This window comes from Methylovirgula ligni (genome assembly GCF_004135935.1).
Lineage (GTDB): Bacteria > Pseudomonadota > Alphaproteobacteria > Rhizobiales > Beijerinckiaceae > Methylovirgula > Methylovirgula ligni.
The window spans coordinates 2,481,180-2,496,186 of sequence record NZ_CP025086.1 but is presented as its reverse complement, the minus strand read 5'-3'; the positions used below and the strand labels follow the sequence as shown (position 1 = coordinate 2,496,186).

Here is a 15,007-nt window from a genome sequence, read left to right as displayed (position 1 = left end):
CCTACCCCAGCCTTTTCAGCGCCGCGCCGAGTTTCGTCGCGCGGGAGTGAGCATCCGCCAGACGCTCGCGATTTTCTTCCACCACATCTTCGGGCGCGCGGGCGACGAAATCGGCATTGCCGAGCTTGGCCTCGATCTTCTTCGCCTCGCCTTGCAGCTTCTCGATCTCTTTGGCGAGCCGCACCTTTTCCGCCGCGAAATCGATGATGCCTTCGAGCGGCAGCGCGCCAAGCGTGCCGCGCGCGATCAACTGGGCGGATTGCCCCGGCGCCTCTACGGCGAAGGAAATGTCGGAAAGCCGCGCCAGTCGCTTGATGATCTCGGCCCAGGTCTCGACGCGCGCCTGCACGGACGAATCCGCGCCGACTAGCACGAGCGGCACCTGCGCGCCGGCCGGCACGTTCATCTCCGAACGGACGGAGCGGATTTCCGAAATCAGCTCGACGACGAAGCCGATCTCGGCCTCGGCTGCCGGAAAGCCGATGCCTTCGAGCACCGGCCAGGGCGCCAGCGCCAGCACGCTCTCGCGCGGCGCGTTCGCCCACAATTCCTCGGTGATGAACGGCATGAAGGGATGCAGCAGCTTCACCGCCTGGTCGAGCACGAAGGCGGTCGTCGCCTGCGTCTCGGCTTTCGCGGTTTCGTCCGCGCCCTGCAGCAAAGGCTTGGCAAGCTCCAGATACCAGTCGCAGAAAATATTCCAGACGAAACGATAGGCGGCATTCGCTGCATCGTTGAAACGATAGGCTTCGATCGCCACGGTCACTTCGGAAATTGCCTTCGCCGCCTCGCTGACGATCCACTGGTTGAGCGTGATCCGTGTGTCGCGCGGATCGAAAGCCGCATCGCGCGCACAGCCGTTGATCTCGGCGAAGCGGGCCGCGTTCCAGAGCTTGGTCGCGAAATTGCGATAGCCTTCGACGCGCTGCGTCGAGAGCTTGATGTCGCGGCCCTGCGCCGCCATCGCCGCGAGCGTGAAGCGCAGAGCATCGGCGCCATATTCGTCGATGAGGCCCAGCGGGTCGATGACGTTGCCCTTCGACTTCGACATCTTGGCGCCCTTCTCGTCGCGGACGAGGGCGTGGATATAGACATCGGCGAACGGCACATCCTGCATGAAGTGCAGGCCCATCATCATCATCCGCGCGACCCAGAAGAAGATGATGTCGAAGCCGGTGACAAGCGCATTGGTCGGATAAAAGCGTTTCAGTTCCGGCGTCTCGTCCGGCCAGCCGAGCGTCGAGAACGGCCAGAGCGCGGAGGAGAACCAGGTGTCGAGAACGTCCTCGTCGCGACGGATCATCATCTCCGTTATCTGACTATTATCGTAAGCGTCCTCCGGCCCGAGCGCCGCAAGATCGCCACTGACGACCAGCTCCAAATTTGGAAAGCCGGGCGTGCCATCCGGCAATTCCGACACACGATAAAATTCACGCGCCTGCTGACAGGCCTCTTCCTTGGAAGTGGCGACGAAGATCGCGCCGTCAGGCCCATACCACGCCGGGATTTGATGACCCCACCAAAGCTGACGCGAGATGCACCAGGGCTGGATATTGTCGAGCCATTGGAAATAGGTCTTCGACCAATTTTCGGGAATGAATTTGGTCTTGCCCTCACGAACGGCGGCAAGCGCCGGCTCAGCCAGCACTTTCGCATCGACATACCATTGATCGGTCAAGCGCGGCTCAAGCACCGCGCCGGAGCGGTCGCCGTGCGGCACGGCATGTTGCGTCGGCTCGATCTTATCGAGCAGGCCTCGCGCGTCCATCAGTTCGACGACGATTTTACGGGCCGCTTCACGAGATTTCTTGTCCAGTTGAATGATCGTGCCGACAAGCTCGTCTGATTCAGGCACATCGGCAAGAAACGCAGAATTATCCCTCAACCAGATATTCGCTTCTGCATCGAGCACGTTGATAAGCCGTAGCCCGTGCCGCTTGCCGACCTCGAAATCGTTGAAGTCATGCGCCGAGGTGATCTTCACCGCGCCGGTGCCTTTTTCAGGATCGGAATACGTGTCCGCGACAATGGGGATCAGCCGGCCGACAAGCGGCAGCCGCACGTTCTTACCAACCAGATGCGTGTAGCGTTCGTCATCGGGATGCACGGCAACGGCGGTGTCACCCAGCATCGTCTCCGGCCTTGTCGTCGCGACGACGATGTACGTCGACGGATCGTCGGGATTGAAGTCCTTGTCCGCGAGCGGATAGCGCAAATGCCAGAGGCTGCCCTTCTCCTCCTTCTGCACGACTTCGAGGTCGGAGATGGCGGTGAGGAGTTTCGGGTCCCAATTGACGAGCCGCTTGTCCTTGTAGATCAGCCCTTCGCGATAAAGCTGCACGAAGACCTTCACCACCGCCTTCGACAGGCCCTCGTCCATCGTGAAGCGCTCGCGCGACCAGTCGCAGGAGGCGCCAAGGCGCTTTAGCTGATTGACGATGGCGCCCCCGGATTCCTCTTTCCAGCGCCAGACCTCCTCGAGGAATTTCTCGCGGCCGAGTTCGCGCCGCCCCGGTTGCTGGCGCTCCAGCAATTGCCGCTCGACGACCATCTGCGTCGCGATGCCGGCATGATCCGTCCCCGGCTGCCAGAGCACGTCCTTGCCGCGCATACGCTCGAAGCGGCAGAGAATGTCCTGCAGCGTGTTGTTGAGCGCATGGCCCATGTGCAGCGAGCCGGTGACATTCGGCGGCGGAATGACGATGCTGAACGTCTCGGCGCCGGCACGTTCCGGCCGGCCGGCGCGGAACGCCCCCGCCTCGTCCCACAGCGCCGAAATCCGCTGTTCCACCTGTTGCGGGTCGAATGTCTTGTCCATCATCCACAAACCAAATCTCTCGGCGCCAGACGCCGAAACGCGCCGCTTGCGCCCGGAGGCGATTCTCCGAACGTAAGAAGCTCCAATTCAATAAGTTAGGGCACTTTCCGCGGAAAAGCCGTGCAGCTTTCCCGGAACATGCGCCTCGGTCGCCTAAAAGCCCAAGCGGCGCCGTGAAGTCAACGCGGGTGAAGAAAGCCTCGGCTCAGCGGCCGCCGCGCGCGACGCGCTCGATCTCGGCGCGTACGAGGCGTTCGACCAGGATCGGCAGATTGTCATCCAGCCAAGCCTTGAGCATGGGCCGCAGCATGTCGCGCACCATTTCGCCCATCGCGTCGTTCGATTGGAGGAATCGGCTCGCGATCAACGTGTTGAAAGCATGTGAAACCATTGCATCCGTCGCCGGCGAAACGAGGGCCTCCTCCGCGGCGGCGGGGACTGGCTGTTGCGGACGGGGCGCGGTCGTGATCCGGCGCGCCGCCTCGCGCCGCAGATCGGCGGGCGGTTCCTGCGCCGGACGCGCCGCGGCGGGCTCACGGACAAAAGCCGGTCTTTCCGGCGCCGGGGCGCGTGGCGGCAGCGGCCGGAAATCTCGCCCGGGGACGAAATCGAAGCCGCTGCGCGACGGCGCGGCGACAGGCTCCGCCTGCGCCAGCCGGCTCGGCCGTGGCGGAATGGCCGCCGGAACGTCTGTCCAGCCGTCGACTTCAGCGTCGTCGCCTTCAGGCGACTGTAAGGCAACCGGCTCGGCGATTGCCTCAGCCGGTTCTACGGCTGACGCAGGTACGACCGGGGCCGCAGGCGCCAGTTCCGGCGCTGAATGCGGCAAAACCTGATCGTCCGCAATGATCCGCCGGATCGAAGCGAGAATTTCCTCCATCGATGGCTCGTAGGCCTTTCGCTCGGCGCTGGTCTTGTCTTGCGAAAGGGCGTTGGGCGCATTCATTCGGGTGACGCTCTCTGCTCCGGATGGGGCAAGCCCCGAAGGCAATCGCCGATGCCTTACGCGCGGGCTGCGCCCCAAATCAATTTCGACTCAATTAGACCGCAAGTCGCTGATTTTCGATAGGGGCTATTTGGAGAGCGCCGCATATTCCGCGGCACGGGCGCACAGAATTCAGCGCCCGTCCGGCGTCCGCAAGCCGATCCACTTGTCTTTCACCTGATCGAAGTGAACCGTCGGATCGTAACGGACGACATCAAGCCCGAGCGTGTCGGCGGACAATTCACCGACTGCCGCCAAGGTCGCGTAAGAGGCGACGACCCGATCGCGCTGCGCCGAGACGAGACTCACCCGCGCATTCAGCAAGGTTTGCTGCGCGTTGAGGACGTCGAGCGTGGTGCGCTGGCCGACGCGCGCTTCCTCGCGCACGCCTTCAAGCGCAATCTCGGCCGCTTTCACCGCCGCCTGATCCGAGACGATCACCGCCTTCGCTGTATCGAGCAGGCCCCAGTTGGAGACCACCGAAGCGCGCACCTCCGTGCGCTGCAGATCGGCCTGCAGCTCCGCCTGCGCAAGCAATTCCTTTTCCTGGCGGACGTGGGCATCGACTTCGCCACCGGTATAGATCGGCACCGAAACCTCGCCGAGGATAGTGCCATTGAACAGCCTGAAGCCCGTCTCGCCCGAATAATTGTAATTCTGCGCGACCTGGCCGACGACCGACACCGTCGGCATCAACTCGCCCTCGACGAGTTTCACCTGCAATTCCGCGGCATCGACCTGATGCAGCGCCGCCTGCACTTCCGGATGCTGGGCAATCGCGACACTGATCGCCTGCCCCAGCGTGTACGGCAGCAGGCTTTCGACCGAACGCGCCGGCTCAAGATGAGCCGGATCGACACCGATCACCTGATGATAATTGGCGATGCTCGTTTCAAGATTGGCCTGCGCAGTGAAATAGTCCGAGCGCGCGGAGGCGAGGCTCGAAGCCGCCTGCGCGACGTCGGTACGAGTCACTTCGCCGACATTGAAGCGGTCGCGGGTCTGGCGCAATTGCTCTTCGAGAACGATGATGTTGTTCTTGCGCAGATCGAGAATGGCCGTATCGCGCAGCACGTCCATATAGGCGGTCGCACCATTCTGCAGCACGTTCTGTTCCGTGTTGCGCAGCGTTTCGCGCGCCCCGAGCACGTTGGTTTCGGCCTGACGCACGCTGTTGAAGTTGCGGTTGCCGTTGAAGATCGTCTCGGTCGCCGTTATGCCGAGAACGCCCTCATCGGTCGCGGCTTTATACCCGAACCCGCCGGAGATACCGAGCGCCGAGCCCGGCTCTCGTGAATTGAGGTAGCTGAAGCCATATTGACCCGTCGCCGAGACGGTCGGCCGATAAGCCGAGGCGGCACGCGGAACACCCTCGTCCTGCGCGCGCACACCGGCGCGCTGCTGATTGAGATCGGGATTGCCGCCATAGGCGCGCACCAGCGCGCCCGACATGGATTCGGCGCGCGCGCTGTCGAAGCCCGGAAAGGCGGTCATTGCGACAGAAGCAAGCGCAAACGCCGGCACGAGCGCGCCCGCGCGAAGAGCGAGGCCGCGCGCTTGAAGATTCAAGACACGCCTGCCGATCCGACACCCGCTATTGTTCAAACCTGGAAACTCCACATTGCATCGGTGCAACAGCGTGGCGCCAGTTTGGTGACTGGCGTCAGACCGCGCACGACTCCAAAGTCCGAAGCCCGCAATGTATTGGTATTAAGCCCCTCCCCAGCCCAGCGCCAAGCCTGCGACGGCAGAAAGTGAGGGGGTGCCGCAAAAATGCGACACATTCGGGTACGGTTAGTGAAGGCGGAACGCGGCCCTCAAAAAATGAAGGCCGGGTCCTTGCGGAAGTCTGGGAGAAGCGGCGCCGAAGCATCGAACAGCGGGCGCGTACTGATCTCGCCGGAATTCTTCTCGAAGGCGGTCGCGCGGCATGCGAGCCTGTCCACAGAATTCTCAACTCGCGAAAGCGTGAGGAGCCGGCCGCCATCGCTCAATTGCGCGAACAATGTGTCGAGATGGTCCTCGACCGCGCCATTGACGAAGATGATGTCGAAAGGCGCGGCGGACGCTACCCCTTCGCGCAGCGGACCGCCGAACACCGCAATTGCGCCGAGGTCCGCGGCGGCGAGATTGGCTTTTGCGGCAGCTTGCAGGCCGGGATCGGATTCGAGCGCGGTGACGCTCTGCGCCAAACCCGCCAGGATCGCCGTGGAATAGCCGGTGCCGGGCGCGACATCGAGAACACGATCACCCGGCTTGATTTCGGCCGCTTGGATGAGCCGGGCGAGGATCAAAGGCGGCAGCAGCCGGCGCTCGGGCTCGCCCGCGTGGTCGTCGGCGATCTTGAGCGCGGTATCCGAATAGGCAAGATCGCGAACCGCCGCCGGGACGAATTTTTCGCGCGGCACGGCAAGAAACTGAGCGATGACGGCGCGGTCGGTGACGGCGAAAGTCCGGATCTGGCATTCCACCATGGTGAGGCGCAGGGCCGTGAAAGCCGCCTCCGACCCGTCAGCTTCAAGTGCCATCTGTCGCAATCCCGAGCTTTGCCGCCGCGCAGCATCGGCGCGGCTTATAGGACCGCCTGCGCGCCTTGTCCATGCTGCTTGCGGCACGGCGCGGCGAGGCCGGTCGGGGCGTTGCAAAGCCAGGGCCAAGATGCAACACGTTGACGATTCCGTCAGCACCGCCGCTTCGCCGGCGAACAAATTATGGTGGGGGACGAATGTCCGACGTTGAGCCGACTGAACATTTTGAGCAGGCCGAACATGCCGAACATGCCGCTCATTCGGGCAACCCGTTTTTGGCGCTCGTCGCCGTCACAATCGCGATTTTGGCGGTGATTGCCGCATTCATCGGCAGCCTTGAGACTATCGAGACCGCCGCCACCATCGACGCGAAGAGCCAGGCCACGCTGTTCCAGGACAAGGCGACGGACAGTTGGGGCTTTTACCAGGCCAAAAGCCTCAAGAAGAACCTCTACGACGTCGCCGCGGTTCTCGCCGGTCCGGGTGCCAATGCGGATAATTTCAAGGCGCAGGCCAAACGCAACGAAGAAGACCAGGAATCGATCAGCCTGGCGGCCAAGACGCAGGAAGACCTGACGGAGCAGAGCCTGCGCTCCAGCGAAAAGCACGAACGCCGCCACAAGATCTTGACGGTCGCGGTGACCCTGCTCCACATTTCCATCGCGATCGCGACACTCTCGATCATCCGCCAGGGCGCGCGCTGGCCGTGGTATGTGGCGCTCGGCCTCGGCGTATTGGGCTCGTTCAGCGCGGCCTTTGCGTATATCTAAGCGCCGGTCTTCAAAAGCTCAGCGCGAGACGATAGCCGGTTCGGTGGTCGGCGGACCAATCTGCAGCCAGACATTCTCGTCCGTCTGCGACTGCCGTTTGACGAAATGATAGGGCGTCGCGTTCCACGGCTTGATCTGATCGCTGAGATTGTCGAGCACGAATTCTCCGTGGTCGGTCTTCACCGTCAGGATCGCATGACCTTCGTCGCGCGTATCCTTCACCACGGTCATCAGCAGCGCCTGGCGGGGAAAGCCGAGTTCGATCAGAAGCCGGCGCTTGAACAGGGCGAAATCCTCGCAATCCCCCTTCCCGTCCAGCGGATAATCCCATTGGTCGACGACCTGCCAGTGATCCCAGTCGGTGATCGGCACAATCGTCTTGTTGACCCATTTATTGATGCGATCGATCGCCTTGAAAGCCGCGGCCGAAAGCGTGATCTCACGCGGCGGCAATTGGCCGTGGTCGCACTCGCCGGCATACCGGCGGCAGAAATCGACCCAGCCATAGGGCACGCTGCTGACAACGCCGGTGGCCGCATAGCTCGCCTTGAGCACCGGCGCCTCGGCCGCCCGCGCGGTGAAAACGCCCGCCAGAACCATAAGCGCCAGCGCGCCGGCGCGCCCCGCCAAAACACCGAACATGCTGAAATCCCCCGCCTTTCGTCACGAAACGATGAGCGCGGGCGTTTGCGGGCGGCGTAAGCAATTCATTCGAATTTTATCGAAACGGCTTTTTCGTATTCTAATAAAATCTAGCGAAACCAGTTAGTTAGAGAATTACATTCAATTTTATCGATCATTTCGAGAGAGGGAAAACACACACGCGGGCGGTCACCGGCCTTGGCGGACCCCGCTGCCGGCCTCATATTCCTTTCATGCTTCGTGCGCGCTGAATCTGCGCCTCCCTCTTCCCGGATCATTCATGTCCCTGTCCGAACACCCCAGAGACCCGGCCGCGAACCCGCTGCCGCCCGTGATCGTAACCGGGTCGCTTTCCCCGGAGGATGCCGCAGCCCTCGCCCGTGCAGTGGACCAGCTCGAGCACAAGAGCTTCGCCGTGCGCATCGCCAACGCCTTTGGCAGCGAGATTGAACGGTTTGGCAGAATGCTCCCGCATAATGTCACGACCATCGTGGACAGGGCGGTCGAGGGCGCGATCCGCACGGCCTTTACCGCGACCTTGCGAACCCTGCGGCCCTCTGCGCTGACCGATCAGCGCGGCCTCCACAAAGCCGCCGTAACCCTTTCAGGCACGCTTGGTGGCGCCTTCGGCATTGCGACGCTGCCGGTCGAACTGCCTTTTTCGATCATGGTGATGCTGCGCTCGATCGCCGCCATCGCCCGCGCCTCCGGCGAAGACCTTTCACAGCCGGAAGCGGCGCTCGCCTGCCTTCAGGTCTTCGCCCTCGGCGCCGCCAGAGACGATCAACTCGCCATGGAGAGCAGCTATTTTTCGGTTCGCAGCATACTCGCCAAATCGGTGAGCGAGGCGGCGCGCTTCGTGATCAACCGCGGCGTCACCGACGAGGGCGCGCCGGTCGTCGCCCGGCTGATCGGGCAGATCGCCGCGCGGTTCGGCGTCGTCGTCTCCGACAAGCTCGCAGCGCAGGCGGTGCCCCTGATCGGCGCGGCCGGCGGCGGCGCAATCAACTTCGCCTTCATCGATCATTTCCAATCGGTCGCACAAGGCCACTTCACGGTCCGCAGACTCGAGCGGATCTACGGCCAGACGCTCGTCCGCGCCGAATATGACCGGCTCCTCGCGCAGAAGAACGCCAAGAACTAATCCTGAAGAACTAATCCTTCGGCCAGAGCCACGCGGCGCCGCGCACGCCGCTCGAATCGCCGTGTTTGGCTTGCAGCACGCGCGTCATCATCACATCGGAGAAGGCATAGCGCCCGAGCAGCGGCGGCAGCATGTCGTAAAGCTGCGGGATTTTCGAGAGGCCGCCGCCGAAGACGATCGCCTCCGGATCGACAATGTTGATGACCACCGCCAGCGCCCGCGCCAGCCGGTCCACATAAATGTCGAGCGTCGCCTGCGCGGCCGCATCGCCTCTCGCCGCGGCTTCGGCAATGTCGGTTGCGTTCAATTCTTTCCCGGTGCGCTGGCGATATTCCGCCGAAAAGGCGCCACCGCAGAGATAGGTCTCGACGCAATCCTGCTGACCGCAGAAGCAGGCGCGCGGCGGCAGCCGCCGCTCGATCTCGTTGAGCGGCAGCGGGATATGGCCCCATTCGCCAGCGATCATATTGCGGCCCGAGACGAGCTTGCGGTCGATGACGAGACCGCCGCCGACGCCGGTGCCGAGGATCACGGCGAAGACGCTCGCAGCCCCCGCCGCCGCGCCATCGATGGCCTCCGACAGCGCGAGGCAATTGGCGTCGTTCTCCGTGCGGATCTCCCGGCCGAGCAGCTTGCCGATGTCGGCAACGAAGGGCTTGCCGTTCATCACCAGCGTATTGGAATTACGCAACAGGCCGGTCTTCGGAGAGATCGAGCCGGGCGTCGCGATGCCGAGACTCGCCGTCTCGCCGAGGTCCGCTTCGACGCTGAGAACGAGATCGCGGATCGCCGCGAGGATCGCCTGATAATCGCCCGCAGGCGTCGGTTTGCGGCGGCGTTCGCGAACGCTGCCGTCATCGGCGAGCGCGATCGCCTCGATTTTCGTGCCGCCGAGATCGACGCCGATCCGCATTTTTCCTCCCTGAATTCCAAATTTTGTTTGCTTTATATGGCGCTAAGCTACGTCCGGAAAAGTGTGAAGCGGCCTTCGCGCGGAGGCAAGCTTGGCCGTCGTTGCGGGGACGTATTACTGCGCGCTTGTGCGCCTTTTGACGCTACACGCCGATATTGTCGATAAGCCGCGTCGTGCCGATCCGCGCTGCAACAAGCAGACGGATCGGGCTTTCGCCGCGCGCGGCGACCGGCGCCAGCGTCTCGGCGTGCCGCGCCGCGACATAATCCACGGCAAAGCCGGCTTCGGTCAGAGCGTCCCGCGCACTGTCAACGGCTGACGCAACCGGAACACCCCGCAGGATCGCCGCGCGGCAACGCTCAAGTGCAGCGTGAAGCAGCGGCGCCGCGCCGCGCTCGTTCAATCCGAGATAGACATTCCGGGAAGACAGCGCGAGGCCGTCCGCGGCACGGATGGTCGGCGCGCCGACAATCTCGGCTTCAAGGTTGAGATCGCGCGCCATCCGGCGGATCACGGCGAGCTGCTGATAATCCTTCTCGCCGAAAATCGCGACGTCGGGCGCGGCCATGATGAGCAGTTTGGCGACGATCGTCGCGACGCCGGCAAAATGATCCGGCCGGAATTTATCTTCGAGCCCTGCTGTCGCAGGTCCGCCAAGGCTCACCTTGGTGACGAAGCCCGGCGGATAGACCTCCGCAACCTCCGGGGCGAAAACCAGATCGCCTCCCGCCGCAGCGAAGGCCGCAACATCCTTGTCGAAGCTGCGCGGATAGGCGGCGAAGTCCTCGGTCGGCGCGAATTGCGTCGGGTTGACGAAGATCGACATGATGATGCGATCGGCGCGCGCCCCGGCCTCCTGCACCAGCGACAGATGGCCCTCGTGCAGGGCGCCCATCGTCGGCACGAGAGCGATCCGTGCGCCTTCCGCGCGCCAGCGCGCGACGGTTCTCCGCAAAGCCGCGACATCGCGCGCGATCTCGATACCCAATTCAGATGCCCTTCTCAGATACCTTTGGCCCGAATGGCGCGCCAGCGCGTGCCGTGCCCCGTCTCCGCGCCACCGAACGACGCCAGAAAGGCAATATAATCTTCGCGCAGACCTTCGCCCTTTGCTCCCGCGAGAATGCTCTCAAGATAAGCGGCGGTCGGCTTACCCTCGGCCGCCTCGGCGCCGATATAGACGAGCGCACGCACCGGCTGCGCACCCTCACGCAGGACGGGCTGGACGGCCTTGGTATAAAGGCCGCGGCCAACCTCCTCGAAGCGATCGAGCGCCGGCACATCCGAGAGCGCGAGATCAAAGAGCACGCCTTCGACATTCGCATGCGGATCGCGCCGCACCGAGGCGTAGCCCGACTTCATGATGAAGAACTTGTGCCGCGCCAGCCGCGCCCGGCCGAGCGCCCGCGAATTGGGCGCCCGCAGGCGCATGGCGGCGCTGTCCATGTTCGCGCCATAGGCGAAGTAGAGCGGCATGTTGGACCTGGGTCAGAACTGCGTCCCGACCCTATAATCAGTGTCGCCGCTCTTGTCAGAATTTTTGCGTGAGGGCACCGAAGAATCCGCGCCGCGGCCCATATTGAGGCGCGAAGACGCCGATGCCGGAGCCGTCCCTGATCTCGTAGATGTTGTCGAGCAGATTGACGACATCGAAGCGCAGTTCCAGCGGCCCCAAGCCTGAATTGCCCGGCAATCGGAACTCATGCGAGATGCCGAGATTGACCTGCGTATAGGGCGCCACCGTCCCGGTATTGGCGAAGCCGTTGCGCAGGCCGCTGCCATAGATGAGATCGGCGCTGAATTTTGTCGCCTGCCAGAGGTAGGAGATGCCGGCCGAGCCGGTCAGCGTCTGGGCGTGATCCGTATAGATGTAGTGATCCGAGATATAGGCGAGTTCGTCAGGATCGAACAGATATTGGTTCGACGACACCTGCGTCGCGCGCTGCCGCGCCCAGGCGAAATTGGCATAGGCTGAGAGATCGCCCATCTGGTAATCCGCCTTCAACTCGACACCGGTATTGTAGGCTTTCGCGTAATTAAAGGCGGTCAGCACCAGAGCCTGGCCGAACTGCCCGTCGTCGAGCAGATTGGTCGCGCGCTTGTAATAAGCATCGACTCCGGCGCTGAGACCGGGCAGCAGCTTCTGATCGACGCCCGCATCGAAATAATCCGAGCGCTCCGGCCGCACCGGGCTCGATTCATTCACGCCCGGCGCCGCTGACGTGTTGGCATAGAGCGCCAGATTGGTCGGCGCAGCGAGCGCCTGCTCGGGCGGCGTGAAATAGCGCGCATAGCCGGCATGGAACGTCGTCCCGGCAAAAGGCTTGTACGTGAGGCTGACGCGCGGGCTCAACTGATTGGTCGTGACATAAGCAGCCATCTGATCGAAGCGCAGGCCGGCGTTGAGAGTCAGTTGGTCGGTGATGCGCCATTCGTCCTGCGCGTAGATTGAGCCGAGCCAGCCGAGCTTGCTGCTAGCATCATATTTGCCGACGAGCGTGCTCTCCGGATTGCCGCCGGTATCGAGCGGCAGAACCAGATCATTATTGATCGAATCCGTCGATTCGCCGCTCACTTCGAAGCCGAAACGGATGGTGTGCGGGCCGAGATGATAGCCCGCATCGCCCTGAAATCCGTTGAGCAGGCTATTCCGCTGCACATCCGAGGCGACACCGTTGAAGATAATGTCTCCGAGCGAATCGGGCACGAAATGCAACGTCGAATAGCGCGAGAAAAAAGCGATCTGAGCGTCGATCGGACCGGCTGACTTCTGCCAAGCGGCGACATTGTAGAAATTCCGTTCCACCTGATTTTCATTGAGCAGCGATGAGTTGAAATCACTGATGCCATTGACCGTGTTGACCGGTGCCTGCCCCGGCGAATTGGGAATTTCATACGAGCTGACCGACGTGCCACTGATGATGCTGAACCGTCCGCCGTCACCGAGAAGGGTCGATACATAGCCGAAGAACTTGCCCTGTGCGGTCAAATCGTGGATCGCGTCGTAATCGGGCGTCGGATTTTCGATGCCGACATTGTCGGTCAGCAATTGGCCGGCAACATAGAATTGCGTGTTGCCGATCGTGCCGCCATCATCAAAGCTCGGCGTGAGCGTCGCATGGCTGCCGCCATAAACGCTCAGGCTGCCGCCCGGCTGATACGTGCCGCTGCGCGTCTGGATATCGACGACGCCCGCGGTGTGCAGGCCATACTGGGCAGGCAGCGCACCATCGAGCAGCGTCAGCGAACTGATGAAACGTGTCTCGAGCATCAGCCCGAAGCCGGAAACACCATCGGGCAGCAAAATGTCATTGATCCGGTATTGCACATTTGCATGCTCGTTGCGGACGTGCAGATCGCCGCTCGCCGCCGAATCCTGCGAGACGCCCGGCGCCTGAAGCAGAACTTTTTCGAGTGGCGTGTCCTGCCCCTGCGGCAGGTTGTTGATCGTCGTCTCGTCGATCTCATAGGCATTGGCGCCAACAGGCGCGAAAATATTCGCCCGTGCAGCGTCGAGCGCCTGGGTCTCGACCAGCACCTCATGGCTCGGCGCCAGCGGCGATTGGTTTTCCCCCGCTGCTGTCACGTTGACTTGCGGCAGAGCCTGCTGGGCCTTGACCCCATTCGCGGCGATAAGGGCCGCAGCCCCGGCCGCGACCCGAAACAAAGACGATAGACGCACGAGACCCCCGATCCCAGAAATGTATATGTTATATTATTACATTTCTACGGCGCAGACTGTCAATCGGGGGACACGCATTGCTCCTGGAGATCACAATGAAAAAAGCGCGGCGTTGCCACCGCGCTTGAAAACCGTACTTGTCTTGAGCCGATCTCTTACGACTTCGCTTTTTCCAGCGCTTCGAGCGCCTGGGCGAAGCCACGGAGCGAGAACTGGATCGCGAGATTGCGTCCGGCAGCCTCGGTAAAGGTCAGCCTGCCGGTATCAGCTTCGATCGCGCGCCAGCTCTTCAGCGCCTCGGGCGCAACGCTCGTATCGGCAAAGCAGCCGCCGGGGAAGCAGCGCTTCCAGGCGAGCGCGATGGCCGGATCGCCGTCCTTGGCTTTGATCGCGGGCGCAACCGGAATGTAGACATTCGGCGGGAAGATCGCGGTGATCCGATATTGCCTCTTGTCGGTGCCGATCGGATGACCGATGCCGATGCGGGCGATCGGACTTTGCTGATTCTGCGGGATGACCGATTCCTCGATCTCGCAGATCTTCTCGCCTTTGGCGACGTCGGCACGGCGCTCGCATTGCAAGGTCCAGGCCCCGTAAGTCGCCGTCGTCGTCTCCGGCTGCGAACCGACCGGCGGCGGCTTCTTGTCCTGGGCGAACCCGGCGCCCGCGACGAATTGCACAAGTGCAAAAGAAATCAGGAAAGTTCCGAAGCGACGCACGATCCTACTCCTCAACTCATGGCATGGCTTTAGGCGCAGCCCCCCGCCGGGTCAACATGACCCAGCGAGAATATTTGCCATGCCGCCCGGTTAGTTAATCCGCCTCGTCGCCGGCGTCGGCCAGCAGCTCCCGCGCGAGCGCCCGCGTTACGGCGCCGCCGCGCGCCAAAGCCATCCGGTCGAGGGCCTCCACAACGGCCCGGGCGACACCGAGCGAGCGTTCGATGTGCAAAGCGATATAGTCGACGACCGACCCATCGACGAGCAATTGGCGATCGCGAAACAGCTTTTGCAGGACCGCGCGCAGCAACTCGTCATCCGGCGCGCCGAGTTCGGCGACAGGCGCGAGCCGCAGGCGCGAGACAAGGTCGGGTATGGCCAAGCCCCAAAGGTCCGGCGGCCGCCTTGCCGTCAACAGCACGCTTTGCTTTTCCTGCCGGGCGAGATTGAAAAGATGAAACAGCGCCGCCTCGGCGCCGCCGAGGGCATCGGCATCATCGACCACCAATGCCGGCTTGGCGGTCAGGGCCGCAAGGCTCGCCACATCAGACTCGGCAAGGCGCGCGCCGGAGAAAATCTCCGCCCCTGCCCGCGCCGCCCAGATCGCCGCCAGATGGCTCTTGCCGCTCCCCGGCCCCCCGACAAGCAGCAATATGTTGCCCGGCCAATGCGGCCATGCCTCGATCATCTGCAATGCCGCGGCGTTCGACTGCGAGACGAGGAAATCGGCGCGGGAGAAATGCGGCTCGATCGGCAATTCGAGGCCGAGTTGCTGCCAGCGCGGAACGCGCGGTCCGAATTTCATC

At 62.9% G+C, this 15,007-nt stretch carries 13 protein-coding genes; 2 read left to right on the top strand and 11 right to left on the bottom strand.

Features of this window, described 5'->3' with window-relative positions; translation table 11 throughout:
* Position 1: 1 nt before the first annotated feature.
* The 4 genes from CWB41_RS11965 to CWB41_RS11950 all read right to left on the bottom strand — a co-directional run bounded on the left by CWB41_RS11965 (position 2) and on the right by CWB41_RS11950 (position 6,331).
* Positions 2-2,821 carry a valine--tRNA ligase gene (locus CWB41_RS11965; protein WP_115836514.1) on the bottom strand — a complete coding sequence of 940 codons (2,820 nt, stop codon included), beginning with the start codon at positions 2,819-2,821 and terminating at the stop codon, positions 2-4.
* A 202-nt stretch (positions 2,822-3,023) separates the two neighbouring features.
* A complete protein-coding gene (locus CWB41_RS16575) occupies positions 3,024-3,209 on the bottom strand; it encodes a PopZ family protein (protein ID WP_425373910.1) in 186 nt (61 codons plus the stop codon).
* Between the two features lie 726 nt (positions 3,210-3,935).
* Positions 3,936-5,372, bottom strand: a complete 1,437-nt coding sequence (locus CWB41_RS11955) for a TolC family outer membrane protein (protein ID WP_425373902.1) — start codon at positions 5,370-5,372, stop codon at positions 3,936-3,938.
* 248 nt (positions 5,373-5,620) lie between these two features.
* On the bottom strand, positions 5,621-6,331 hold the full coding sequence (locus CWB41_RS11950) for a protein-L-isoaspartate O-methyltransferase family protein (protein WP_115836515.1): 711 nt from the start codon (positions 6,329-6,331) through the stop codon (positions 5,621-5,623).
* A 197-nt stretch (positions 6,332-6,528) separates the two neighbouring features.
* Between CWB41_RS11950 and CWB41_RS11945 the strand changes: the two genes are divergently transcribed.
* Positions 6,529-7,101 (top strand): DUF4337 family protein, encoded by a 573-nt coding sequence (locus CWB41_RS11945; RefSeq protein WP_115836516.1) that lies wholly within the window; start codon positions 6,529-6,531, stop codon positions 7,099-7,101.
* 18 nt (positions 7,102-7,119) lie between these two features.
* Here the strand turns inward: CWB41_RS11945 and CWB41_RS11940 are convergent, their stop codons facing one another.
* Complete coding sequence (locus CWB41_RS11940; RefSeq protein WP_115836517.1) at positions 7,120-7,743, bottom strand: transglutaminase-like cysteine peptidase; 624 nt, start codon at positions 7,741-7,743, stop codon at positions 7,120-7,122.
* A 280-nt stretch (positions 7,744-8,023) separates the two neighbouring features.
* Here CWB41_RS11940 and CWB41_RS11935 point away from each other — a divergent pair, with 280 nt between their 5' ends.
* Complete coding sequence (locus CWB41_RS11935; RefSeq protein WP_115836518.1) at positions 8,024-8,887, top strand: EcsC family protein; 864 nt, start codon at positions 8,024-8,026, stop codon at positions 8,885-8,887.
* Positions 8,888-8,897: 10 nt separating this feature from the next.
* On the opposite strand, the gene CWB41_RS11930 is transcribed toward CWB41_RS11935, so the two are convergent.
* The 6 genes from CWB41_RS11930 to CWB41_RS11905 all read right to left on the bottom strand — a co-directional run bounded on the left by CWB41_RS11930 (position 8,898) and on the right by CWB41_RS11905 (position 15,006).
* Positions 8,898-9,800, bottom strand: a complete 903-nt coding sequence (locus CWB41_RS11930; protein WP_115836519.1) for an ROK family protein — start codon at positions 9,798-9,800, stop codon at positions 8,898-8,900.
* Between the two features lie 142 nt (positions 9,801-9,942).
* Entirely contained in the window at positions 9,943-10,788 is an 846-nt protein-coding gene (panC, locus tag CWB41_RS11925) for a pantoate--beta-alanine ligase (protein ID WP_115836520.1), read from the bottom strand.
* 14 nt (positions 10,789-10,802) lie between these two features.
* The gene (locus tag CWB41_RS11920) at positions 10,803-11,276 is read right to left on the bottom strand and encodes a gamma-glutamylcyclotransferase family protein (RefSeq protein ID WP_115836521.1); all 474 of its coding nucleotides are present in this window, start codon (positions 11,274-11,276) and stop codon (positions 10,803-10,805) included.
* A gap of 55 nt (positions 11,277-11,331) precedes the next feature.
* Positions 11,332-13,482, bottom strand: a complete 2,151-nt coding sequence (locus tag CWB41_RS11915; RefSeq protein WP_245411266.1) for a TonB-dependent receptor — start codon at positions 13,480-13,482, stop codon at positions 11,332-11,334.
* A gap of 155 nt (positions 13,483-13,637) precedes the next feature.
* Positions 13,638-14,201 carry an invasion associated locus B family protein gene (locus tag CWB41_RS11910; RefSeq protein ID WP_165204300.1) on the bottom strand — a complete coding sequence of 188 codons (564 nt, stop codon included), beginning with the start codon at positions 14,199-14,201 and terminating at the stop codon, positions 13,638-13,640.
* A gap of 94 nt (positions 14,202-14,295) precedes the next feature.
* Entirely contained in the window at positions 14,296-15,006 is a 711-nt protein-coding gene (locus tag CWB41_RS11905) for a P-loop NTPase family protein (RefSeq protein WP_115836524.1), read from the bottom strand.
* Between the last annotated feature and the right edge of the window lies 1 nt (position 15,007).